The 21,306-nt window shown below is 65.1% G+C and carries 21 protein-coding genes; 19 read left to right on the top strand and 2 right to left on the bottom strand.

Annotated features, from left to right (window positions below):
- The first annotated feature begins 13 nt into the window (after positions 1-13).
- Genes T331_RS0102070 through T331_RS0102050 form a run of 5 tightly spaced genes read left to right on the top strand, consistent with a single transcriptional unit; the run spans position 14 to position 4,489 of the window.
- Complete coding sequence (locus tag T331_RS0102070) at positions 14-601, top strand: amino acid synthesis family protein (protein WP_026438836.1); 588 nt, start codon at positions 14-16, stop codon at positions 599-601.
- Positions 594-1,415: an alpha/beta fold hydrolase gene (locus T331_RS0102065; protein ID WP_026438835.1), complete on the top strand. Its 822-nt coding sequence runs from the start codon at positions 594-596 to the stop codon at positions 1,413-1,415. The genes T331_RS0102070 and T331_RS0102065 overlap by 8 nt, the downstream gene beginning before the upstream one ends.
- A gap of 20 nt (positions 1,416-1,435) precedes the next feature.
- Positions 1,436-2,491, top strand: coding sequence for an LLM class flavin-dependent oxidoreductase (locus tag T331_RS0102060; protein ID WP_026438834.1), 1,056 nt, complete (start codon positions 1,436-1,438; stop codon positions 2,489-2,491).
- Positions 2,484-3,962: an aldehyde dehydrogenase gene (locus tag T331_RS0102055; RefSeq protein ID WP_026438833.1), complete on the top strand. Its 1,479-nt coding sequence runs from the start codon at positions 2,484-2,486 to the stop codon at positions 3,960-3,962. Before T331_RS0102060 ends, T331_RS0102055 begins: the two co-directional genes overlap by 8 nt.
- 20 nt (positions 3,963-3,982) lie before the next feature.
- A complete protein-coding gene (locus T331_RS0102050; protein WP_026438832.1) occupies positions 3,983-4,489 on the top strand; it encodes a flavin reductase in 507 nt (168 codons plus the stop codon).
- A gap of 54 nt (positions 4,490-4,543) precedes the next feature.
- Here the strand turns inward: T331_RS0102050 and T331_RS17020 are convergent, their stop codons facing one another.
- Positions 4,544-5,008 (bottom strand): MarR family winged helix-turn-helix transcriptional regulator, encoded by a 465-nt coding sequence (locus T331_RS17020; RefSeq protein WP_051622017.1) that lies wholly within the window; start codon positions 5,006-5,008, stop codon positions 4,544-4,546.
- A 156-nt stretch (positions 5,009-5,164) separates the two neighbouring features.
- Between T331_RS17020 and T331_RS0102040 the strand changes: the two genes are divergently transcribed.
- Positions 5,165-5,983 (top strand): p-hydroxycinnamoyl CoA hydratase/lyase, encoded by an 819-nt coding sequence (locus tag T331_RS0102040; RefSeq protein WP_026438831.1) that lies wholly within the window; start codon positions 5,165-5,167, stop codon positions 5,981-5,983.
- Positions 5,984-6,009: 26 nt separating this feature from the next.
- Entirely contained in the window at positions 6,010-7,512 is a 1,503-nt protein-coding gene (locus T331_RS0102035; protein ID WP_026438830.1) for an AMP-binding protein, read from the top strand.
- Between the two features lie 8 nt (positions 7,513-7,520).
- Here T331_RS0102035 and T331_RS0102030 read toward each other — a convergent pair whose 3' ends face one another.
- Positions 7,521-8,393, bottom strand: coding sequence for a helix-turn-helix domain-containing protein (locus tag T331_RS0102030; RefSeq protein ID WP_026438829.1), 873 nt, complete (start codon positions 8,391-8,393; stop codon positions 7,521-7,523).
- 138 nt (positions 8,394-8,531) lie between these two features.
- On the opposite strand from T331_RS0102030, the gene pobA reads away from it, so the two are divergent.
- The 12 genes from pobA to T331_RS0101970 all read left to right on the top strand — a co-directional run bounded on the left by pobA (position 8,532) and on the right by T331_RS0101970 (position 21,263).
- Entirely contained in the window at positions 8,532-9,707 is a 1,176-nt protein-coding gene (pobA, locus tag T331_RS0102025) for a 4-hydroxybenzoate 3-monooxygenase (protein ID WP_026438828.1), read from the top strand.
- A gap of 252 nt (positions 9,708-9,959) precedes the next feature.
- Positions 9,960-10,913 carry a helix-turn-helix domain-containing protein gene (locus tag T331_RS0102020; RefSeq protein ID WP_081822087.1) on the top strand — a complete coding sequence of 318 codons (954 nt, stop codon included), beginning with the start codon at positions 9,960-9,962 and terminating at the stop codon, positions 10,911-10,913.
- Positions 10,914-11,193: 280 nt separating this feature from the next.
- The gene (locus T331_RS0102015) at positions 11,194-12,177 is read left to right on the top strand and encodes a SphA family protein (RefSeq protein ID WP_008493192.1); all 984 of its coding nucleotides are present in this window, start codon (positions 11,194-11,196) and stop codon (positions 12,175-12,177) included.
- A 30-nt stretch (positions 12,178-12,207) separates the two neighbouring features.
- Positions 12,208-13,518 carry an ABC transporter substrate-binding protein gene (locus tag T331_RS0102010; protein ID WP_026438826.1) on the top strand — a complete coding sequence of 437 codons (1,311 nt, stop codon included), beginning with the start codon at positions 12,208-12,210 and terminating at the stop codon, positions 13,516-13,518.
- A gap of 80 nt (positions 13,519-13,598) precedes the next feature.
- Positions 13,599-14,414, top strand: coding sequence for an alpha/beta hydrolase (locus T331_RS0102005; protein ID WP_081822086.1), 816 nt, complete (start codon positions 13,599-13,601; stop codon positions 14,412-14,414).
- On the top strand, positions 14,411-15,142 hold the full coding sequence (locus tag T331_RS0102000; RefSeq protein ID WP_026438824.1) for an ABC transporter ATP-binding protein: 732 nt from the start codon (positions 14,411-14,413) through the stop codon (positions 15,140-15,142). The genes T331_RS0102005 and T331_RS0102000 overlap by 4 nt, the downstream gene beginning before the upstream one ends.
- Positions 15,139-15,846, top strand: coding sequence for an ABC transporter ATP-binding protein (locus T331_RS0101995; protein ID WP_026438823.1), 708 nt, complete (start codon positions 15,139-15,141; stop codon positions 15,844-15,846). The genes T331_RS0102000 and T331_RS0101995 overlap by 4 nt, the downstream gene beginning before the upstream one ends.
- A gap of 12 nt (positions 15,847-15,858) precedes the next feature.
- Positions 15,859-16,755: a branched-chain amino acid ABC transporter permease gene (locus T331_RS0101990; protein ID WP_026438822.1), complete on the top strand. Its 897-nt coding sequence runs from the start codon at positions 15,859-15,861 to the stop codon at positions 16,753-16,755.
- Positions 16,752-17,825, top strand: a complete 1,074-nt coding sequence (locus tag T331_RS17015; RefSeq protein ID WP_081822085.1) for a branched-chain amino acid ABC transporter permease — start codon at positions 16,752-16,754, stop codon at positions 17,823-17,825. Before T331_RS0101990 ends, T331_RS17015 begins: the two co-directional genes overlap by 4 nt.
- Positions 17,826-17,850: 25 nt before the next feature.
- Positions 17,851-19,323, top strand: coding sequence for a benzaldehyde dehydrogenase (locus T331_RS0101980; protein WP_051622015.1), 1,473 nt, complete (start codon positions 17,851-17,853; stop codon positions 19,321-19,323).
- 10 nt (positions 19,324-19,333) lie between these two features.
- Positions 19,334-20,431, top strand: coding sequence for an NAD(P)-dependent alcohol dehydrogenase (locus T331_RS0101975; protein ID WP_026438820.1), 1,098 nt, complete (start codon positions 19,334-19,336; stop codon positions 20,429-20,431).
- 193 nt (positions 20,432-20,624) lie between these two features.
- On the top strand, positions 20,625-21,263 hold the full coding sequence (locus T331_RS0101970) for a hypothetical protein (RefSeq protein WP_026438819.1): 639 nt from the start codon (positions 20,625-20,627) through the stop codon (positions 21,261-21,263).
- The last annotated feature ends 43 nt before the right edge of the window (positions 21,264-21,306 follow it).

The following is a 21,306-nucleotide window of genomic DNA, read 5'->3' as shown; positions in this document are numbered from 1 at the left end:
TAAGGAGTTCGCCATGACGCTGTCCCTGCGCAAGCTCGTCACCTACACCGAAGATATCCGCATCGAGGGCGGGCGCGCCGCGCCTGGGCCGTTCAAGCTGTTCGGCGCCGCCGCGGTGCTCGCCAATCCCTGGGCCGGGCGGGGCTTCGTGGAGGATCTCTCGCCGGAAATCCGCGCCATCGGGCCGGTGCTGGGCGAGATGCTGACCGCCGAAATCCTGCGCCTGGCCGGCTCGGGCGAGGCGGTGGAAGGCTATGGCAAATGCGCCATCGTCGGCAGTGCGGGGGAGGTTGAACATGCCTCGGCGCTGATCCATACGCTGCGCTTTGGCAATCACTACCGCCGCGCCGTCGGAGCGAAATCCTATCTCGCCTTCACCAACACCCGTGGCGGGCCGGGCGCCTCGATCCAGATTCCGCTGATGCACAAACATGATGAGGGGATGCGCTCGCATTATCTCACCGTGCAGTTCAGCATCGACGATGCGCCAGGCCCGGATGAAATCCTGGTGGCACTCGGCGCCTCCATCGGCGGGCGCCCGCACCATCGCATCGGCGATCGTTACAAGGATCTGGCCGAGCTGGGCGACCTGAATGGCTGAGGGCTATCATCTCGGCCGGCTGGGCGGCACCGGCTATTGCCGGGCGGGCGCCGGCCCGGCGCTGGTGTTGATCCATGGGGTGGGCATGCATGCCGGCTTCTGGGCGCCGCAGATGGCCGCCTTCGCGTCGCGCTGGGATGTCGTGGCCTATGACACGCTGGGCCATGGCAGCAGCGCGTTGCCGCCGCAGGTGCCCACGCTCGACGATTATGCGGCACAGCTCCTGGCGCTGCTCGATGGGCTGGGGTTGGCGCGTGTCAGCCTCGTCGGCCACTCGATGGGCGCGCTGGTCGCGCTGGAATTCGCGCTGGCGCATCCTGAACGGGTGCGGGCGGTGGTGCCGATGAATGCGGTCTATTGCCGTACGCCGGCACAGCGCAGCGCCGTGGCCGCACGCGCCGCCGCCTTGCGGGCCGGGGCCGGTGAGCTGGGCTGGCGGCAGGCGGCGATTGATCGCTGGTTCGGCGCGCCGGTGCCGCCCGAGCAGTTGGAGACCGCCGCCTGGGTCGGCGCCGCGCTGGCGACGGTGGATCCGGTCGGCTATGCCCGCGCCTATGGGCTGTTTGCCCGCGCCGATGCCGCGCATGAAGGCCGGCTGGGGAGCCTGGCGATGCCGGCCTTGTTCCTGACCGGCGAGGAGGATGAGAATTCCTCGCCCGCTATGTCCCGCCGCATGGCAGACGCCGCCCCGCAAGGGCGGGCCGTGGCGCTACCCGGCCAGCGCCACATGATGAGCCTGGCCGCACCCGGGGTTGTGAATGACGTTCTTGGCCGTTTTCTTGATGAAACCGTGCTGTTGCAGGCCGCGCAATAGCTTTACGACGGAGCGACATTATGAAATTCTCGCTGTTTGTGCATATGGAACGCCTCTCCGCGGGGCAGAGCCAGATTGAGCTGCTGGACGAGCTGGAGGTGCTGGTGACGCAGGCCGAAGCCGGCGGCATGGAGGCCGCCTGGATCGGCGAGCATCACGGCATGGAATTCACCATCGCGCCCAACCCGTTCCTGCAGATCGCCTATCTGGCGCCGAAGACGACGAAGATCCGGCTGGGCACCAGCTCGGTGATCGCGCCGTTCTGGCACCCGATCAAGCTGGCGGGGGAGACGGCGATGACCGATCTGATCACCCGTGGCCGGCTGGAGCTTGGCATCGCGCGCGGGGCCTACAGCTTCGAGTATGAGCGGCTGCAGCCGGGGCTGACACCGATGGAGGCAGGCTTGCGCATGCGCGAGCTGGTGCCCGCGGTGCAGAAGCTGTTCCAGGGCGATTACGAACATCAGGGCGAATATTGGCAGTTTCCGAAAACCAGCGCGGTGCCGCAGCCGCTGCAGCCGGGCGGGCCGCCGATCTGGGTGGCGGCGCGTGACCCGAACTCGCATGAATTCGCGGTGCGCACGGGCTGCAATGTGCAGGTCACGCCGCTGGCCAGCGGCGATGCGGAGGTGGAGAGTCTGATGCAGCGCTTCAACACCGCCTGCGACGCCAACCCGCAGGTCAAGCGCCCGCAGATCATGCTGCTGCAGCACACTTATGTCGCCGCCGACGAGGAAGACGCCGCGCAAGGGGCCGAGGAGTTGAGCCGGTTTTATTGCTATTTCGGCGCCTGGTTCCAGAACAAAAAGCCGGTGACGCGCGGCATGATGGAAGCGCTGACGGCCGAAGAGATGGCCGCGATGCCGCAATACGCCCCGGAGATTGTGCGCAAGAGCCTGGTCATCGGCACCGCCGACGAGGTGGTGGCAAGGCTGAAAGCCTATGAGGCGCTGGGCTATGACCAGTTCAGCCTGTGGATCGATAGCGGCATGAGCTTTGCGCGTAAGCAGGCCTCGCTGCGGCGCTTCATCGAAGAGGTGATGCCGCATTTCCAGAAAGCCCCTGAATATGCCTGAACTCAAGCGGTTTCAGCATTATATCGACGGGCGGTTCGAGGATGCGGCGGCGCATTTCGAAAGCCTGGACCCGGCAACCGGTGCCCCCTGGGCGCTGATGCCCGCCGCCAGCGCGCAGGATGTGGACAGCGCCGTGCGCGCCGCCGATGCCGCTTTGCGCGCCCCCGCCTGGGCCGGGCTCACCGCCACCGCGCGCGGCAAGCTGCTCTCCCGGCTGGGGGATCTGCTGGCCGAGGCGGCACCGCGCCTGGCCGCGCTGGAAACCCGGGATACCGGCAAGATCATCCGCGAGACCGGCGGCCAGATCGCCTATATCGCCGAATATTTCCGCTTCTATGGCGGGCTGGCCGACAAGGTGATGGGGCTGCACGTGCCGGTGGACAAGCCGGAGATGGAGGTGACGCTGCGCCGCGAGCCGGTGGGGGTGGTGGCCGCCATGGTACCCTGGAATTCGCAGCTTTTCCTGGCGGCGGTGAAGCTGGGCCCGGCCCTGGCGGCGGGCTGTACAATCGTGCTGAAGGCCGCCGAGGATGGCGCCGCGCCGCTGCTGGAATTCGCCCGTGTGGTGCATGAGGCCGGCTTCCCGCCGGGGGTGGTGAACATCATCACCGGCACTGGCGCGCAATGTGGCCAGGCGCTCACCACGCATCCGCTGGTCGCGCGCATCGCCTTCACCGGCGGGCCGGAGACGGCGCGGCATATCGTCCGCAATTCCGCCGCCAACCTGGCCGCGACGACGCTTGAGCTGGGCGGCAAATCGCCGGTGCTGGCCTTCGCGGATGCCGATCCCGATAATGTGGTCAGCGCGGTCATCGCCGGGATTTTCGCGGCCAGCGGGCAGAGCTGCGTGGCCGGCTCGCGGCTGCTGGTGCAGCGCCCGCTGCTGCCGGCGCTGCTGGAAAGATTGAAGGCGCGGGCGGAGCAGATCGTCATCGGCAACCCGGCCGACGCGGCCACGCAGATGGGCCCGCTGGCCACCGCGCGCCAGCGCGACCGGGCCTTGGCGCTGATCAAGGACAGCCAGGACCAGGGCGCGGTGCTGATCACCGGTGGCGATGTGCCGGCGGGGTTTGAGGCGGGCTTCTATCTGCGCCCGACGATCCTGCTCTGCGACACGCCCAAGCCGCCCTGCTGGGGTGAGGAGTTTTTCGCCCCGGTGCTCAGCGTGATGGCGTTTGATACCGAAGACGAGGCGCTGGCGCTGGCGAATGATTCGAAATTCGCCCTGGCCAGCGGTGTGTTCACGCAAAATCTCGCGCGTGCGCACCGGCTGGCCCGCGCCATCCGGGCTGGGGTGGTGTGGGTGAATACCTACCGGGTCATCTCGCCGCTGGTGCCCTTCGGCGGCTACAAGGAAAGCGGGCTGGGGCGCGAGGGCGGGGTTGAATCGATCCTGGATTATACCAGAACCAAATCGGTCTGGATCAATCTCTCGGATGCGCCATTGCCTGATCCGTTCGTGATGCGTTGAGTTTTGGAAAGGCCAGCCCGATGACAATCGACACCACCTTGTTCAGGGATGCGATGGCCCGGCTTGGGGCTGCGGTGAACATCATCACCACCCGCGCGCCGGAGGGCGATATGGGCTTCACCGCCTCCGCCGTGTGCAGCGTGACCGACACGCCGGCGACGCTGCTGGTCTGCATGAATAAAAACAGCCGGCTCTCGGGGGCGTTTCAGCAGGGCGGGCCGTTATGCGTGAATGTGCTCAATGCGGATGGCGAGCCGCTTTCGCGCTGGTTTTCCGGTCAGCAGGGGCTGAGCATGGCGGAGCGCTTCGCCCAGGCGGGCTGGGGGCGCCTGGAAACGGGCGCGCCGGTGCTGGAGAGCGCCACCGCCGCCTTTGATGGGGTGATTTCCAGTGTCGTCGAAATTGGGACGCATCGCGTATTGTTCTGCGATGTGCGGGCGGTCAAACTATGTCCCCAGGCCACCGGGCTGGTCTATCACCAGCGCCGCTATCACCGGCTGGAGACGGCGCTGCAAGACGCTGGTTGAGGCGCGGCGCATGATGTGGCGCTGTCTGGCGCGTCAACCGAAACGCAGATAGCGTTAACCCTCCCAGACCATCCTTAAGTGCCGCAACAGCGCCTCGCGCTGGGTTTTGCCGATACCGGCCAGGAAGCGCGCCTCATGCCGGGCCACGCGCTTGCGGCATTCGCGCATCAGCGCTCGCCCGGCGGGCGTCAGGCGCAGCGCTTGCGCCCGCCCCGTGGTCACCCCCTTGCGCAGCAGCCCACGGCGTTCCAGCTGCGTGGTCAGCGGCACCATGTTGGCGCGCTGGATGGCCAGCACCCGGCCGATTTCGCTCTGGGTGATGTCCTGATTCTCCTCGATCACCATCAGCACCGACATTTCCGTGACCTTGAGGTCCAGATCCGCCAGCTCGGTGCCGAGATCCGCCATCATCGCCTGGGAGGCGCGGCGCAGCTGGTAGCCCAGAAGCTGTTCCAGGGGATTGCTGGGGCCCGCGCTTTCAACCGGGGCAGGGGCGGGGGATTTCAGTTTCAGCGCCATGGCGCGACTATGCCCGCGGCCTGAGGCCGACGCAATCTCATCCCCCACCGAGGCGGCATCGTCGGGGCTTGTATGTTATGATATATAGCATTAAAACCGGATGCAGATGAGGCGCGCCGGCTTTGCCGCGGGCCTTGCTTTTGAAGGGGAATGAAAATGTCTGAGACCGATACCGTCGCGTTCACGGTTGAAAACCGCATCGCCTGGGTGAAATTCAACCGTCCGGAGAAGCGCAATTGCATGAGCCCGGGGCTGAACCGGCGGATGATGGAGGTGCTCGACGAATTGGAATTCCGCGAGGATGTCGGGGTGCTGGTGCTCACCGGTGAGGGCACGGCCTGGTCCGCGGGCATGGATTTGAAGGAATATTTCCGGGAGACGGAGGCGCAGGGGCTGGGCGCCACGCGCAAGGCGCAGCGTGAATCCTATGGCTGGTGGCGGCGGCTGCGCTGGTACCAGAAGCCGACCATCGCGATGGTGAATGGCTGGTGTTTTGGCGGCGGCTACGGTCCGCTCTTCGCCTGTGACCTCGCCTTTGCGGCAGAGGAGGCGCAGTTTGGCCTCTCCGAGATCAATTGGGGCATTCTGCCCGGCGGTGGGGCCACCAAGGTGGCGGTGGAGCTGCTCTCTTTCCGCAACGCCATGTACCACGCCATGATGGGCGAGATGGTGGATGGCAAAACCGCCGCCGCCTGGGGGCTGGTGAATGAGGCGCCGCCGCTCTCTGGCCTGCGCCAGCGCGTGACCGAGGTTGCCAACGTGCTGCTGAAGAAGAACCCCGTGGCGCTGAAGGCGACAAAGGATGCCGTGCGCCGGGTAGGGGAGATGACCTATGAGAATGCCGAGGATTATCTGGTGCGTGCCCAGGAGGCGGCGAATTCCTATGATAATGATGGACGAAAAGAGGGGATCCGGCAGTTCATCGATGAAAAAACCTACAAGCCCGGGCTTGGCGCCTATCGTTTGAAAGACTGAGCGCGCCTACCAGGGGAGGAACCGCAATGGTCAATATCGTGGACGATCCCGGCCTGCAGGCACGGCTGCAGCCGGAAGCGCTGGCGGTGCTGGAATTCGCCAGCGGCCGCAAATGGAACTACGCGCAATGGGACGAGGCGATCGCCCAGACCGCCGGGCTGTTGGTGTCGCATTACGGCATCAAGCCGGGGGAGCGCATCGCGGCGCTGGGGCGCAATTGCGCCGAGCAGGCGCTGCTGCACCTCGCCTGCGCGCGCATCGGCGCGATTTTCGTGCCGCTGAACTGGCGCCTGGCATTGCCCGAGCAGCGCCGGCTGCTCGATGATTGTGATCCCGCCTTGCTGGTTGGCGATGCCGAGTTTCTGGACCCGCTCGGCGCTGCTATGCGGCAGACCTTGTTGCCCGCGCTGCGTAGCGAGATTGAACAGGCGCCGGCGCTGGCGCTGGTGCCGTTCGACCGTGCCGCGCCCAGCCTCATTCTCTACACCTCCGGCACCTCCGGCCGGCCCAAGGGCGTGTTGCTGAGCGAACGCAACATCACCCAGACCGCGGTGAATTTCGGCCTGCTGGCCCGTGTCACCCATGAGAGCACGATGCTGGCGGAAACGCCGATGTTTCATGTCATGGGGATCATCACCAATCTGCGTCCCGCCTTCATGCGCGGCGGCGCGGTGCTGATCAGCGAGGGCTTTGACGCCGCCCGCACATTGGCCCGGCTCTCCGATCCTGACTTGCGGATCACGCATTATTTTTGTGTGCCGCAAATGGCGAAGATGCTGCGCGCCGAGCCGGGCTTCGACCCGCAACGCCTGCGCACCCTCACCGGTATTTTTTCCGGCGGCGCGCCGCACCCGGCCGCCGACATACGCGCCTGGCTGCACGATGGCATCGCCATTGCCGATGGGTTTGGCATGAGCGAGGCCGGGACGGTCTCCTGCATGCCGGTTCATATTCCGCTGATCGACCAGAAGGCGGGTGCCGCGGGGCTGATCCCGCCCTCCATCCAGACGCGTATCGTCGATGCCAATGGCGATGATGTGGCGCCAGGCATGGCCGGGGAGTTGCTGCTGAAGGGCGAAAACATCTTCACCGCCTACTGGCGCGCGCCGGATGAGACCGCCAAGGCCTTCACCGCTGAGGGCTGGTTTCGCACCGGCGATATCGCCCGCCAGGATGAGGACGGGTTCTTTTTCCTGGTCGATCGCAAGAAGGACATGTTCATCTCCGGCGGCGAGAATGTTTATCCGGTGGAGATCGAGGCGGTACTGGCGGGGATGCCGGGGATCCGCGAGGCGGCGGTCATCGGCGTGCCGGATTCGCGCTGGGGCGAGGTGGGGCATCTGGCGGTGGTGGTGGCCGAGCCCGGGCCGGATGCGCAGGAGATCCTCGCCTTTCTCAATACCCGCCTGGCGCGCTATAAGATTCCGAAATATGTCAGCTTCGTCGCGGCGCTGCCGCGCACCGGCACCGGCAAGATCCTGAAGCCTGGCCTACGTGATCTGCTCTCCGCGCGGCCCGACCAGACCTGAGCGCCGCCTCACTGCGCCGCCGCCCGGAAGGCGCGCGGGGACTGGCCGGCATGGCGCGTGAAAAACCGGGAAAAATGTCCGGGATCGGCAAAGCCCAGCGCATAGCCGATCTCGGCGACGGACAGGTTTGAATAAAGCAGCGCACGGCGGGCTTCCAGCATCGCGCGTTCATCCAGCAAGGTGGCCGGGGCGGCGCCGGCGATGCGTGTGCAGGCGTTGCGCAAGGCGGTGACGGAGACGCCCAAAGCCGCCGCGTAGGCGGGGACAGGTTCGCGCAGCCTGAAGCGCTCTTCGATGCGCGCCCGCAGCCTGGCGACCAGCCCGGCGTAGTGCCCGGCGCGAGGCGCCGGTGCGCCGGCCTGCGCGCAGGCGCGGATGCCGGCCAGCAAAATCGCCAGCATTGCCGCATCCACCGCGGTTTTATGTCCGGGGGCGGACCAGCCTAGTTCACGCATCAAATCCCGTGTGTGGCGCTGCAAGGACGCTGCCGCGCCCGGCGGCAGCGCCAGTGAAGCGGCGTTGGCGAACAGGGCGCTGGCATCCGCATCGCGCGCGGTGAGGCCGGCGAGGTAGGTGCTGGCCATGGTGATCACCACCCCGGCGGTTTCCGCCACCCAGGTGAACCCATGGACGAGTCCGGCGGGCACCACCAGCAGGCTCGGCGCCTGAAAGCGCAGCGTGCGGGCCTCTGCGCGCATGTCGCCGCCACCCTTGCTGATGAAAATCAGCTGTGCCAGCTCGCGATGCGCATGCGGGCGGATTGTCCAGTCCGAGGGGCGGGAGCGGTCATCCAGCGCTTCCGCGTGCACGAAGCCGGGGGCGGCGGCGCGGTGGGATTCGCCATATAAATAGAAGCTTGGTACCGCGCTGGAATCCTGCATGCCGCCACTTAGCCTGGACTTGGTGAAATATCCAAGTTTTTTGGCGTAGCCTCCATGGGCGGCGCGGCGCGGCTGATTATTATGTGATGTAACATATACAACGCGCCGTTATCCTGGCGTTTGGGGAACATCCTGACCATGAAAACTGACATCGCAATCATCGGCGCTGGCCCTGCCGGCATGTTGCTCGCGCATCTGCTGGCCCAGAAGGGGATAAGCGCGGTGGTGCTGGAGCGGCGCGACCGGGCTTATGTCGAGGCGCGCGTGCGGGCTGGCGTGCTCGAGCAGGTGACGGTTGATCTGTTGCGCAGGCTTGGGCTGAATGCGCGGATGGAGCGTGAGGGGCTGGTGCATGGCGGCACCAATCTGGCGCTGGATGGAGAGTTGTTCCACATCGATCTGGCAGCACTCACCGGCGGGCGGCATGTTGTTGTTTATGGCCAGCAGGAGGTGATGAAAGATCTGTTCGATGCCGCGCCGGCGCGCGGGGTCGAGATCGTCTGGAACGCCGAGGATGTGGCGCTGCATGGGCTGGATGGGGATGAGCCAATTGTGACCTGGACCGCGCAGGGGGAGGCGAAGCAGCTCGCCTGCCGCTTCGTGGCCGGGTGTGACGGGTTTCATGGCGTCAGCCGGGCGGCGATTCCCGCCACGGTGCTGCGCCAGTTCGAGCGTGTCTATCCGTTTGGCTGGCTCGGCATCCTCGCCGATGTGCCGCCGGCGGATGAAGAGCTGGTCTATGCCAATCACGAGCGCGGCTTCGCCCTGGCCTCGATGCGCTCGCCGACCCGCAGCCGCTATTACGTGCAGTGCGGATTGGAGGAGAAGCTTGAGGATTGGCCGGATGAACGGTTCTGGGATGAGCTCTGCCTGCGGCTTGGCCCGCAGCTGGCCGGGAAGGTAACTCGCGGGGGCGCTTTTGAGAAATCCATTGCGCCGCTGCGCTCTTTTGTTGCCGAGCCGATGCGCTGGGGGCGTTTGTTTCTGGCCGGGGATGCCGCCCATATCGTCCCGCCGACCGGCGCCAAGGGGATGAACCTGGCCGCCTCCGATGTCACGTTTCTGGCGGAGGCGCTTGTTGAATTTTTCAAGTCCGGCAAGGCTGGCGGGATTGAGGGCTATTCCGCGCGCGCCTTGGCGCGGGTGTGGAAAGCGGAACGCTTTTCCTGGTGGTTTACCTCGGTGACGCATCGCTTTCCGGAGATGGATGGATTTTCCCGGCGGCTGCAAATGGCGGAGCTGGATTATATCCGCCAATCCGAGGCGGCGCAGCGGAGCCTGGCGGAGAATTATGTCGGCTTGCCACTGCTCTAGCTTTTGAGTTGGCGCGTCAATCTGAATCTGTATCGTAGAGGGATCGCCCACGCGCTTTGGCGCCGGTGAGGTGGTGTTGTCTGCCGTTGATGTCGCTGACACGGGCAGGCGCCCTGGGCATGAGGCCGATATGATATGATATATATTAAATCGATCTGACCCGAAATTCTTGACGGCGTTCCGCCGATCGCTCTATTCTGACCGTTAAAATCAAAACTAAAACAGCTGCTGCTGGCATTGGGATGAAACGGCATGTCATGTGAAACGACGCCGGGGACATGGATCGAGGCTGTTGGCGCGAGTCAGATGCCCGTTTGGGATCATGCGCTTTGGCAAATGATGGGGGGGTTGAAATCCAACATCATTGACGACGCACCGTTTTTTGGCCGTGCCCGCTTCCAGGAAGCGGGGCAGGTCAAGCTTTGCGAGCTTTCATCCTCCTCTGTGGCGGTGGTGCGGGAGGCGCGCAGTGCCAATAACGGTCCACGTGAATTCGTAAAAGTCGCTGTCCAATTATCCGGACGCAGCCTGTTCGCCCAGGCCGGGCGGGAGGTGGTGCTCGACGGGGCGGGGTGGACATTTTACGATACGGCGCGGCCCTATCGGGTGGTGAATCTGACCGAGGTCCACCAATTCGTGATTCTGGTGCCGAAGGCAGAGTTGCATTTACCCGCTGCCCAACTGGATTGTTTCGGGGTGCATGATTTCGGCCAAGTGTCGGCCGTAGGAAGAATTTTTCCGAATTACATCAACAGCATTCTGGCCGAGGGCGCGCGGGCCAACGCCAGCGAAGCGGCGGGGCTTGGGGAGGTGGCGACCAATCTGCTGCGCCTTGCCATCGCCGGCGCGGCGCAGGAGCGCGCTAGCGTTTCCGCCGCCCAGACGCTGGAATTTCAGGTGAAGCATTATATCCGTACCCATATCGCCGACCCGGAGCTTTCGGTGCAGACCCTGGCCGAGCAGTTCGGGTGCTCGAAGCGGCATCTGCATCGCGCCTTTGCCGGGAGCGACATCTCCTTGTCAGATTTTATCTGGCAGTCTCGCCTGGAGCGCTGTGCCCAGGCGCTGCGCGCCACGGCGCAACGCCATCTTGCTGTCGGCGAAATCGCATTCGCTTATGGGTTCAATAATTTTTCGCATTTCAGCAGGGCATTTCGAGAGCGTTTCGGCTGCAGCCCCAGTGCGTATCGGCAGACGAACCACTAAATCCGGCCTGTGCCGCCAAGATTGAGTCTTGAGAGCCTGTCCCTTTCGGACAAATTTCCATGTCTCCCCTGGAACAGCGTGGCCGAGGCCATGATGCGATAAGCTTCGCCAGCGCCGGATTCAACGCGGCGGCAGAGGTAAGGGAAGGGAGGATCGGAATGCCGTGAGTGCTGTGCGGTATCGCTCAAAAATATGTAATATAACATAATAAAAGCTTGGGCCGGTCCATCGGTTCCTTAAAATCAACGCCGCAAAGGCGTATCCAATATGGGAGCGTTCAATGAAAACAAGAAAATTCAAGGCTGTTTCATCCGCGGTTCTTGCCCTGGCGCTGGCCTGCGGCGCGGCGCTGAAGCCCGCCCAGGCGGTGACGGTCAACGAGCCGTCGGGCATCAATCTCGGCGGCACCAGTTTCTTCGATGCGCTGGGTAAATACACGCCTGGTCTGATCTACCAGCAATATTTCCAGATCCAGCATTTCAACGCCATCAACGACACCAATGGCAACGCGATTCCGGTGTTCAAGAACACCAGCATCACCGCGATCGTCTCGCTCAACCAGTTCATCTATGTGTCGCCTTATCATCTGTTCGGCGGGGTGCTTGGGGCGATGGCGATCGTGCCGCTGGTCGATCTCAATGCCTCCTTCGCGCATGACAGCCCAGTCCGGCTGGTCGCCAATCGCGGCATGGGGGTTGGCGACATCACCTGGGGTCCGTTCATCGCGTTTCCGCCGGTCATTCGCGGCGGCCGCCCGGTTTTCGCGCAGCGCATGGAATTCGACGTGATCTCGCCCAGCGGGTCGTATGACACCTCGAAGGACATCAATCCCAGCTCGGGCTTCTGGTCGATCAATCCCTACTGGTCGGTGACAGTGCTGCCGACCGCCAAAACCGAATTGTCGGCGCGGTTCAACTATCTGCATAATTTCACCAACTCCCAGCCGGCCTCCAGCGCGCCGCTGCCGGCCGGCACCACCACCCAGGCGGGTGATGCGGGCTGGGTGAATTTCACCGCCTCCTACGAGGTGCTGCCGAAGCTCAATGTCGGGCTAAACGGCTATTACTTCAAGCAATTCACCGATGACCAGGTGAATGGCGTGACCCAGAAAGGCACCGAGACGGAAAGCCTCTCGATGGGGCCGGGGGCGACCTACATGTTCAACCAGAACAATATTGGCTTCCTGAATGTCTATCTGCCGGTGGTGAAGAAGAACACCACCAACGGCTTCAATGTCATTCTGCGCTACATCCATGCCTTCTGAGATGCCAACAGCAAAGAACGGGGAAACACCATGAGCGTTCACGATTCAAACACCCGTGACGGGCTGTCGCGCCGGCTGCTCGTCGGCGCCGGTGCCGGCGTTGCGCTGGGGCTTGGCGCCGGCTGGCGCCCGGCGCGGGCGGCGGCGGCGAATACGCTGCGCATCGGCTTCATCAGCCCGCGCACCGGGCCGCTGGCCGGCTTCGGCGAGGGCGATCCGTTCATTCTCGGGCTGGTCCGCAAGGCATTCGCGAACGGGCTGACGCTGAACGGCACCACCTACGAGGTCACGATTTTCGACCGCGACACCCAGTCCGATCCCGCCCGGGCCAGCCAGCTCGCCAAGGATCTGATCAATGGCCAGCAGATCGATCTGATGCTGACCACCTCGACGCCGGAAGTGGTCAATCCGGTGGCCGATGCGTGCGAGGCGGCGGGCGTGCCGTGCCTGTCCACCATCGTACCCTGGGAGTCCTGGTATTTCGGGCGCGGCGCCAAGCCGGGCCAGCCTTCGCCGTTCAAATGGACCTACCATTTCTGCTTCGGCACCGCGCAGTTCCGGGATCTCTACATTTCCAGCTGGAATAATGATGTGGCCAGCAACAAGCGGGTGGCGGTGCTGTGCCCCAACGATGCGGACGGGAATGCCATCCGCGCGCATCTCTTGCCCGACCTCGCCAAGGCCGGGTTCGATATGGTCGATCCTGGTGGCTACCAGGACGGTACCACCGATTATTCCGCGCAGATCGCGATGTTCAAGAAGGCCGGCTGCGAGGTATTTTGCACCTTCCCGATCCCGCCGGATTTCACCAGCTTCTGGCGCCAGGCGGCGCAGCAGGGGCTGACCCGGCAGATGAAGATCGTCACCGTCGCCAAAACCGGTCTGTTTCCCTCGCAGATGGAGGCGCTGGGCCCGCTGGGCTACCGGATCAATGCCGGCGCCTACTGGCATCCGGCCTTCCCGTATGGTTCGGCGCTCACCGGGCTCAGCTCGGCGCAGCTCGCCAGCACCTACCAGGCCACGACCGGGCGGCAATGGCAGCAACAGCTCGGGCCTTCCCTGGCGTTGTTCGACGCCATGGTGGCGACGCTGAAATCCGCCGGAAATCCAAAGGACAAATCCGCGGTGGCGAAGGCGATGAGCCGGTTGCAGACGACCACGGTGATGGGCCGGATCGATTTCGTCAACGGTCCGGTGCCCAATGTCGCCACCACCAATCTCATCGGCGCGCAATGGCTGAAGGCGACGTCTGGCAAATATAAGCTGGATTACCGCACCTTCGAGCATGCGGAGGATCCCTCCGTGCCCATCCAGGGCCCGCTTGAGCCGTACAAGATGTGAGGAGGCGCGGCATGTCGTTGGTTGAACTTGATGCTCTTTTGGCAGTGATGGCGGCAAATCCTCCACCGCAAGGCGGTCCCTTGGAATTGCGGGATTGGTTCAACGTCGCGCATGCCGCCCTGCCGGTTCCAGAGGGGCTGGAGATCCGGCGCGTTGAGGCGGGGCCGGTGGGCGGGGATCTCATCCTGCCGGCCGATGCCGTGCCCGGCAGGCTGATCATTTATTATCATGGCGGTGGCTTCGTGCTGGGGTCCGCTCGGACCCACCGGACGGTGGCGGCCAATCTCGCCCGCGCCGCGAACATCGCGGTTCTGGCCGCGGATTACCGTCTTGCGCCGGAACACGCGTTTCCCGCCGCCCATGACGATGCTCTGTCCGCCTTTCATTGGGCCTTGGCTGAAGGATACGAGGCAATTGCCCTGTCGGGGGACAGTGCGGGTGGCAATCTTGCTTTGTCCACGGCCGTCAGGGCACGCAACGGAGGAGGGCAAAGCCCCGCCGCCCTGGCCCTGATGTCACCTGCCCTGGATTTTGCGGGGGATGGTGAGACGCATCACAGCGTCTCCGATGATCCGATTCTCTCCAAGGAGCTGGTCGGTCTGTTCCTCAGCGCCTATTTGCCCGGCCGGAATTTGCGCGACCCGGCGGTGACACCTTTATTCGCGGAGCTTTCCGGTTTGCCGCCGGTGCTCGTTCATGTCGGATCGCGGGAGATGCTTCGCGACGATTCCGTCACCATCGCGCGGAGGCTGCGCGGTGCAGGTGTGCAGGCCGAACTGCGGGTTTGGGATGGCATGTGCCATTCCTGGCAGCTTTACGCGCCGCTGGTGCGTGAAGGGATGGACTCCATCGAGGAGGTTGCCAGCTTCCTTCGCGGCCATTTGGTGGCTTCATGACCAAGCTGCTGGAAGCAACCGGGCTGGTGAAGCGTTATGGCGCGCTGGCCGTCGTCAATGGCGTGGGGTTCCACGTGGCGGCGAACGAGGCTGTCGGCATTGTCGGCCCCAACGGGGCCGGCAAGACCAGCCTGCTCAACCTGCTCTCCGGCGCGGTGCCGGTGAGCGAGGGGCGCATCACCCTGCGCGGGGAGGAGATCACCGGGCAAGACGCGGCCTGGCGCTGCCGCCACGGCATTGGCCGGTCGCACCAGGTGCCAAAGCCGTTCGGCGGCATGACGGTGTTCGAAAATCTGCTGGTGGCGGCAACGCAAGGCGGCGGCTTCGCGCAGCGCGAGGCTTATGACCGGGCGGTGGATTCGCTGGAGCTGTGCGGCATGCTCGCCGTCGCCAACCGCCCGGCGGAAACGCTGGGGCTGCTGGAGCGCAAGCGGCTGGAGCTGGCGCGCGCTCTGGCCACTGGCCCGGATCTGCTGCTGCTCGATGAAATCGGCGGCGGCCTGACCGATGGCGAGGCGCTGGAGCTGGTGGAGGTGATTCTGGATCTGCGCCGGCGCGGCATCGCCATCGTCTGGATCGAGCATATCGTGCACATCCTGGTCAAAGTCGTCACCCGGCTGGTCTGCATGGATGCCGGGCGCATCATCGCCGAAGGGGAGCCGCAGGCGGTGCTGAAAGACCCCGTGGTGATCAGCGCCTATCTCGGTTCGGAGGAGGTTCCGGCATGACCCTGCTGACGATTGAAAATCTCAAGGCCTGCCATGGGCTGCTGGTCGCGCTGCATGATCTCTCCTTCAGCATGGCGCCTGGCGAGGTGCTGGCCATCGTCGGCGCCAATGGCGCGGGCAAGAGCACGTTGATGCGCAGCATCGCCGGCGCGCACCGTCCCGTGCAGGGGCGGATCATGTTTCGCGGGCAGGATGTCACCCGGTTGTCCGCGCACCGGCGGGTGCGGGGCGGCATCGCGCTGGTGCCGGAGGGGCGGCGGTTGTTTCCGGGGATGAACGTGCAGGACACGCTGCACCTCGCCGCCTGCCGCAAGGGGGTGTGGAATTTCGAGACCGTGCTGGAGGCGCTCCCCCAGCTCAAGCCCATTCTCAAGCGCCAGGCCGGGCTACTCTCGGGCGGGCAGCAGCAGGCGGTGGCGATCGGCCGGGCGTTGATGACCAACCCTGAGCTGCTGCTGCTGGATGAGCTTTCGCTTGGCCTCTCGCCGGTGGCGGTCGATGGGGTTTACGAAGCCCTGCCGAAGCTGCGCGCGGCCGGCACCAGCATCATTCTCGTCGAGCAGGATCTGCGCCGCGCCATGGCGGCGGCGACGCGGCTGGTTTGCATGCTGGAAGGGCGCATCGTGCTCTCCGGCGCCGCCGGCAGCCTGACGCGCGAGGCGGTGATGGACGCCTATTTCGGCCTCAACCGGCAAGCGCATTGAAAGGATGTAGCGATGTTCTGGCTTAATCAGTTTCTGCAAGGCGTACTGCTCGGCGGGTATTACGCGCTGCTGGCGGCGGGGCTTTCCTTTCTGTTCGGGGTCATGCGCGTCATCAATCTGGCGCATGGGTCGCTGGCGGTGCTGGGCGCCTTCATCATGATGGTGATCTATCAGACGCTTGGCATCTCGCCGCTGGGCGGTCTCGCCTTGATGTTGCCGGTGATGGCGCTGCTGGGCGTGGCGCTGCAATTCTGCATCATCGAGCCCAGCCTGAAAGGCGGCGCGCTGGTGCCGCTGCTGGCCACGTTCGGCCTGGCGCTGATCTGCGACAATGTGCTGTTCAGCATATTTGGCGCGGATACGCAGTCCTTCGCCGCGGATATCGGCACACTCTCTTACGGCAGCTGGGCCATCGGCGGGATTTTCATCAGCCAGCTCGCCTGTCTGGTGTTCGCCGCTGCGCTGCTGGTGCTGGGGGGCACGCAGCTTTTGCTCTCGCGTACCCAGATCGGCCGGCGCATCCGCGCCACCGCGGAGGATGAGGATGCCGCCAGGCTCTCCGGGGTCGATACCAGGCTGGTCCGCGCCGCCACCACGGCGCTGGCCATGGTCATGGTCGGGTTGGCCGGCGCGGCGTTGGGGGCGAGCGGGAGCTTCGACCCCTATGCCGGTGGCCCGCAGCTGCTCTACGCCTTCGAGGCGGTGGTAATCGGCGGCACCGGCTCGCTCTGGGGCACGCTCATCGGCGGCATCGTGCTGGGGGTGGCGCAGGGCGTGGGCGGGGCGCTCAACACGCATCTGTCGCAAATCGCCGGCCATGCCGTGTTTCTCGTCGTGCTGATCGCCCGGCTCTACCAGGGCGGCGCGCTCAGCGCCTATCTCCGCCGTCTCCGCATGAGGGTCGCATGACGCACGCCTATCACGTCCAGCGCTGGACACGCCGCTCCATCGCCAGCACCGCCCTGATCGTGGCGCTGAATTTAGCGCTCCTGGCGGGCCCGTTGCTGCTCTCGGCGAATGCGGTCGATCATCTGACCACCTTGTTCGTGTATGTGATGCTGGCGATCACCTGGAACGCGCTGGCCGGCTATGGCGGGCTGGTCTCGGTCGGGCAGCAGCTCTTCTTCGGCTTCGGCGCCTATGGCGCGATCCGGCTCTCCCAGGCCGGTGTGCCGGTCTATGCGGCGCTGCTGCTGGGCGGTGTGAGCAGTGCGGTGCTGGCGCTTATCGTGTCCAGCTTCATGCTGAAGCTGCGGGCGGGGGAGTTCGCCATCGGCATGTGGGTGCTGGCGGCGCTGGTGCAGCTGCTGGTCAGCCTGGACCCGATCGTGCAAGGGGCGACGGGTACCTCGCTGCTGGCGCTCAACAGCTTCGCCCCCGCCGCGCGCAGGGCGGACACCTACTGGTTCGGGCTGCTGGCCATGGCCGGGGTGGCGCTGCTGCTGTTCCTGCTGCTGCGCTCGCGGCTGGGGGCGGCGGTGCAGGCGATCCGCGACAATGAGGAGGCGGCGCGCTCGGTGGGCGTGCAGGTCGGGCGCACCAAGCGCATCATCTTCGTACTGGCGGCGCTGGGGGCGGGCATGGCCGGGGCGGTGTGGCTCGCCACCTCGATCTCGTTTCAGCCGAACACCTATTTCGGCGTGCAATGGACCGCCTACATGATCTTCATGACCCTCGTCGGCGGCATCGGCACGTTCGAGGGGCCGATCCTCGGCGCCATCCTGTTCTTCGCCGTGGAGGCCGGCTTCGGCGCCCAGGGCGTGTGGTATCTCATCGGCATTGGCGCCGCCGCGGTGGGGTTCGCCCTGCTGCTGCCGCAGGGCATCTGGGGCTGGGTGGAGCGCCGCTACGCGCTGCGCCTGCTGCCTGTTGGTTACATGTTGAACTTGCGGGGCGGGGAGGCTGGCCGGCAGCGTGGCTTCGCTCGCCGCCCCTCCACGAAGCCGCCCGCCGCAAGCCCGGCTTCCGAACCATCCTGAATCAATCAAACACGGAGTTAGCATCATGTTGGACGCAATCACCCAAGGCGCTTTCCTTGGTACCGGCTGGGAGGGCAAGCTGTTCAATGGCGACTGGGTCGCCGCCCCCACCATCGCTGACGTGCTGGAGCCCGCCACCGCTGGCGTGCTGACCCGCGCCGGCATTGGCGGTACGGCGGAGATTGCCGCCGCCGCCCAGGCGGCGACGGCGGCCCAGCCCGCCTGGTTCGCCACCCATGAGCGCCAGCGCGAGGCGATTTTGCTGAAGGCGGCCGAACTTTTTGAAACCCATGCGGAGGAGCTGGCGCTCTGGATCGCCCGCGAGACCGGCGCCATCATCCCCAAGGGCCAGCACGAGGTGCGCGAGGCGGTGGAGATCTGCCGCGCCGCCGCCGCCCTGCTGCACCATATCCCGAGCCAGGTGCTGCCCTCCACCCCGGAGCGCCTCTCCATCGCGCGGCGTGTGCCGCTGGGGGTTGTCGGGGTGATCTCGCCGTTCAATTTCCCGCTGATCCTGGGGCTGCGCGCCGTGGCGCCCGCTTTGGCCATCGGCAATGGCGTGGTGCTGAAGCCGGACCCGCAGACGGTGGTCTCGGGCGGCGTCATCATCGCCCGCATCTTCGAGATGGCCGGGCTGCCGAAAGGGCTGCTGCATATGGTCCCCGGCTATGTGGAGGCGGGCGAGGCGGTCTGCACCGATCCCAATATCCAGATGGTCGCCTTCACTGGCTCCACCGCCGCCGGGCGCAAGGTGGGCGAGAGCTGCGGCCGGCATCTGAAGAAGGTCTCGCTGGAGCTGGGCGGCAAGAATTCCGTCATCGTCCTCGGCGATGCCGATCTCGCCGCCGCCGCCTCCAACGTCGCCTTCGGTGCCTGGTTCCATCAGGGGCAGATCTGCATGGCCTCCGGGCGCATCCTGGTCGAGCGGTCGCTGGTGCCGGCACTGACCGCGGCGCTGGTGGAAAAGGCCAATCATCTGCCGGTGGGCGACCCGGCCTCCGGGCAGGTGGCGCTGGGGCCGCTGATCAACCAGCGCCAGCTGGACCGTGTGCACAAGCTGGTCACAGACTCTGTCGCGGCCGGCGCGAAGCTGGCGGCGGGCGGCACCTATGAGCAGCTATTCTACAAGCCCACCGTGCTGGAGGATGTGCGCCCGGGCATGCCCTGCTTCGATGAGGAGATTTTCGGGCCGGTGGTGAATATCGTGCCGTTCGATACCGACGAGGAGGCGATCGCGCTCGCCAACAACACCGAATATGGGCTCTCCGCCGGCATCATCGGCAAGGATATCGGCCGCGCCATGAAGATTGCCCGGCAGCTGAAAACCGGCCTGATCCACATCAACGACCAGAGTGTCGCCGATGACGTGGCCAACCCGTTCGGCGGGCGCGGCGCCTCGGGCAACGGCACCGCCGTCGGCGGCCCCGCAAGCTGGGAGGAGTTCTCCATGTGGCAATGGATGACGATGCAGGCCGACGCGCCGATGAAGCCGTTCTGAGGAGGTCAGGATGCATATTCAGGCCGCTGTCACCCGCGCGCCGGGTGGTAAATTCCATCTCGAAACCCTCAGCCTCGAAGCCCCGCGCGCGGATGAGCTGCTGATCCGCATCACCGCCGTTGGCATCTGCCACACGGATCTGGCGATGCGCGACCAGGTGTTTCCGGTGCCCCAGCCGATTGTGCTGGGGCATGAGGGGGCGGGCATCGTTGAGCAGGTGGGGGCGGGGGTGTCCGGCTTTACGGTGGGCGACAAGGTGGTGATGAGCTACCGCGCCTGCGGGGCCTGCCCCTCTTGCGCGGTGCATGCGCCCAGCTATTGCCACGGCTTCTTTCCGCTCAATTTCAGCGGCGCGCGGGCCGATGGCAGCACCGCGCTCAGCTGTGATTCAGGCCCGGTGCACAGCCATTTCTTCGGCCAGTCCAGCTTTGCCAGCCATGTGGTGGCGCATCACAGCAATGTGGTGAAGGTGGCGGCGGATGCCGATCTCGCGGTGCTGGCGCCGTTTGGCTGCGGCATCCAGACCGGTGCCGGCGCCGTCATCAATGCGCTGAAGGTCGGGGTGGGTGAGAGCCTCGCCGTGTTCGGCACCGGCTCGGTCGGGCTTTCGGCGGTGATGGCGGCGAAGCTGGTGGGGGCCACCTCCATCATCGCCGTGGACCGCAACCCGGCCCGGCTCGATCTCGCCAGGGATCTCGGCGCCACCCATGCGGTGAATGCCGGCACGGACAATCCTGTCGAGGCGATCCGGCAAATCACCGGCGGCGGCGTGGCCTACGCGATCGACACGACGGCGCTGATCCCGGTGCTCTCCCAGGCGTTGGCGGCGCTGGCGCCGCGCGGCACGCTGGGCATCATCGGCGCCTCGCGCCCGGATGAGGTGCTGCCGGTGCCGGTGATCGACCTGCTGACCAGCGGCAAGCATATACGCGGCATCGTCGAGGGCGATGCCGAGCCGGCCGTGTTCCTGCCCAAGCTGATCGAACTGCACGCGCAGGGCCGCTTCCCGGCGGAGAAGATGATGCGGTTTTACGATTTCGCGCAGATCAACGAGGCCGTGCATGAGTCGGAAAGCGGCGCCTGCGTGAAGGCGGTTTTGAAACTTTGAGCGTGCAAAAAGGCATGGAGGCTTTGCGATGAGCCTCCATGCGCCCGCCTCGCGGTAGGCAGCGGCGGCTGCGCGAAATGTAGGCCGCGTGGTTTTGCTATCTGCATCAAAACAAATGGCCTTGTGACCGGGGCGCGCGCCGGTTATCAAGATCTCCAGGCATTCAAAAAATGACAATGGCAAGGAGAGGCCGATGAGCAGACGCCAGTTAAAGGATGCGGCCTTGCGCGCCAGGGCGCTTTCCGACCAGGGCGTGGCCAAGCCGGAAATCTTCAAACAGATTGCGTCAGAGGTCCAAAAACCCCTGATGGCGGCGCGGATTGTCGCCTCCATTCCCTCGCCGGAAGGCATGCGCCGCTATCGCCGGATGAATATCGTGCTTGCGACTTTGATGATGCTGCTGGCGGTTCTCATCGGGCTGGCGAAGGCCGCGCAGGTCAGCGCCAAGCTGGGGCCGGAACTGGATCCCGGCACGTCGGCGGTCGTCGCCACCCTGCTCGGGCTGTTGTTTTTCGGCGTTTTCGCCTCTGTTTCGCTCAGTATCTTCAAATATAAATATGGCGGCTATATTGGCGCGGTGGTCTTGTTGCTGCTGATGATTCCGCAATCCCTCAGCGCCACCATGCAAACGCTGGCCGACCCGTCCTCCGGCGCGCTGCCGCTATTGGAGCTGTTGCTTGGCGTTCTGCTGCCGATTGTTCTGATCTGGTTGACGGTGAAGGTGCGCAACAATGTCTTTGTGAAGGCAAGGCTGTTCGGCGCGCCGCGTAAGAAGCCGGATGGCAGCTTTGAGTTCGCGACCGCCTTTGAGCTTCGAAACGCAAAAGGCTGATCGTAAATTTTTAAAAACCCGGCCGGTTTCGCACCGGCCGCGT

The sequence above is a fragment of the Acidocella facilis ATCC 35904 genome, assembly GCF_000687875.1.
GTDB lineage: Bacteria > Pseudomonadota > Alphaproteobacteria > Acetobacterales > Acetobacteraceae > Acidocella > Acidocella facilis.
The sequence above is the reverse complement of the archived record's forward strand: the minus strand, read 5'-3'. Positions and strand labels throughout refer to the sequence as shown.

Coding starts and splice junctions, on each gene's coding strand:
- T331_RS0102070 (WP_026438836.1), top strand. CDS start 14: ATGACGCTGTCCCTGCGCAAGCTCGTCACCTACACCGAAGATATCCGC.
- T331_RS0102065 (WP_026438835.1), top strand. CDS start 594: ATGGCTGAGGGCTATCATCTCGGCCGGCTGGGCGGCACCGGCTATTGC.
- T331_RS0102060 (WP_026438834.1), top strand. CDS start 1,436: ATGAAATTCTCGCTGTTTGTGCATATGGAACGCCTCTCCGCGGGGCAG.
- T331_RS0102055 (WP_026438833.1), top strand. CDS start 2,484: ATGCCTGAACTCAAGCGGTTTCAGCATTATATCGACGGGCGGTTCGAG.
- T331_RS0102050 (WP_026438832.1), top strand. CDS start 3,983: ATGACAATCGACACCACCTTGTTCAGGGATGCGATGGCCCGGCTTGGG.
- T331_RS17020 (WP_051622017.1), bottom strand. CDS start 5,008: ATGGCGCTGAAACTGAAATCCCCCGCCCCTGCCCCGGTTGAAAGCGCG.
- T331_RS0102040 (WP_026438831.1), top strand. CDS start 5,165: ATGTCTGAGACCGATACCGTCGCGTTCACGGTTGAAAACCGCATCGCC.
- T331_RS0102035 (WP_026438830.1), top strand. CDS start 6,010: ATGGTCAATATCGTGGACGATCCCGGCCTGCAGGCACGGCTGCAGCCG.
- T331_RS0102030 (WP_026438829.1), bottom strand. CDS start 8,393: ATGCAGGATTCCAGCGCGGTACCAAGCTTCTATTTATATGGCGAATCC.
- pobA (WP_026438828.1), top strand. CDS start 8,532: ATGAAAACTGACATCGCAATCATCGGCGCTGGCCCTGCCGGCATGTTG.
- T331_RS0102020 (WP_081822087.1), top strand. CDS start 9,960: ATGTCATGTGAAACGACGCCGGGGACATGGATCGAGGCTGTTGGCGCG.
- T331_RS0102015 (WP_008493192.1), top strand. CDS start 11,194: ATGAAAACAAGAAAATTCAAGGCTGTTTCATCCGCGGTTCTTGCCCTG.
- T331_RS0102010 (WP_026438826.1), top strand. CDS start 12,208: ATGAGCGTTCACGATTCAAACACCCGTGACGGGCTGTCGCGCCGGCTG.
- T331_RS0102000 (WP_026438824.1), top strand. CDS start 14,411: ATGACCAAGCTGCTGGAAGCAACCGGGCTGGTGAAGCGTTATGGCGCG.
- T331_RS0101995 (WP_026438823.1), top strand. CDS start 15,139: ATGACCCTGCTGACGATTGAAAATCTCAAGGCCTGCCATGGGCTGCTG.
- T331_RS0101990 (WP_026438822.1), top strand. CDS start 15,859: ATGTTCTGGCTTAATCAGTTTCTGCAAGGCGTACTGCTCGGCGGGTAT.
- T331_RS17015 (WP_081822085.1), top strand. CDS start 16,752: ATGACGCACGCCTATCACGTCCAGCGCTGGACACGCCGCTCCATCGCC.
- T331_RS0101980 (WP_051622015.1), top strand. CDS start 17,851: ATGTTGGACGCAATCACCCAAGGCGCTTTCCTTGGTACCGGCTGGGAG.
- T331_RS0101975 (WP_026438820.1), top strand. CDS start 19,334: ATGCATATTCAGGCCGCTGTCACCCGCGCGCCGGGTGGTAAATTCCAT.
- T331_RS0101970 (WP_026438819.1), top strand. CDS start 20,625: ATGAGCAGACGCCAGTTAAAGGATGCGGCCTTGCGCGCCAGGGCGCTT.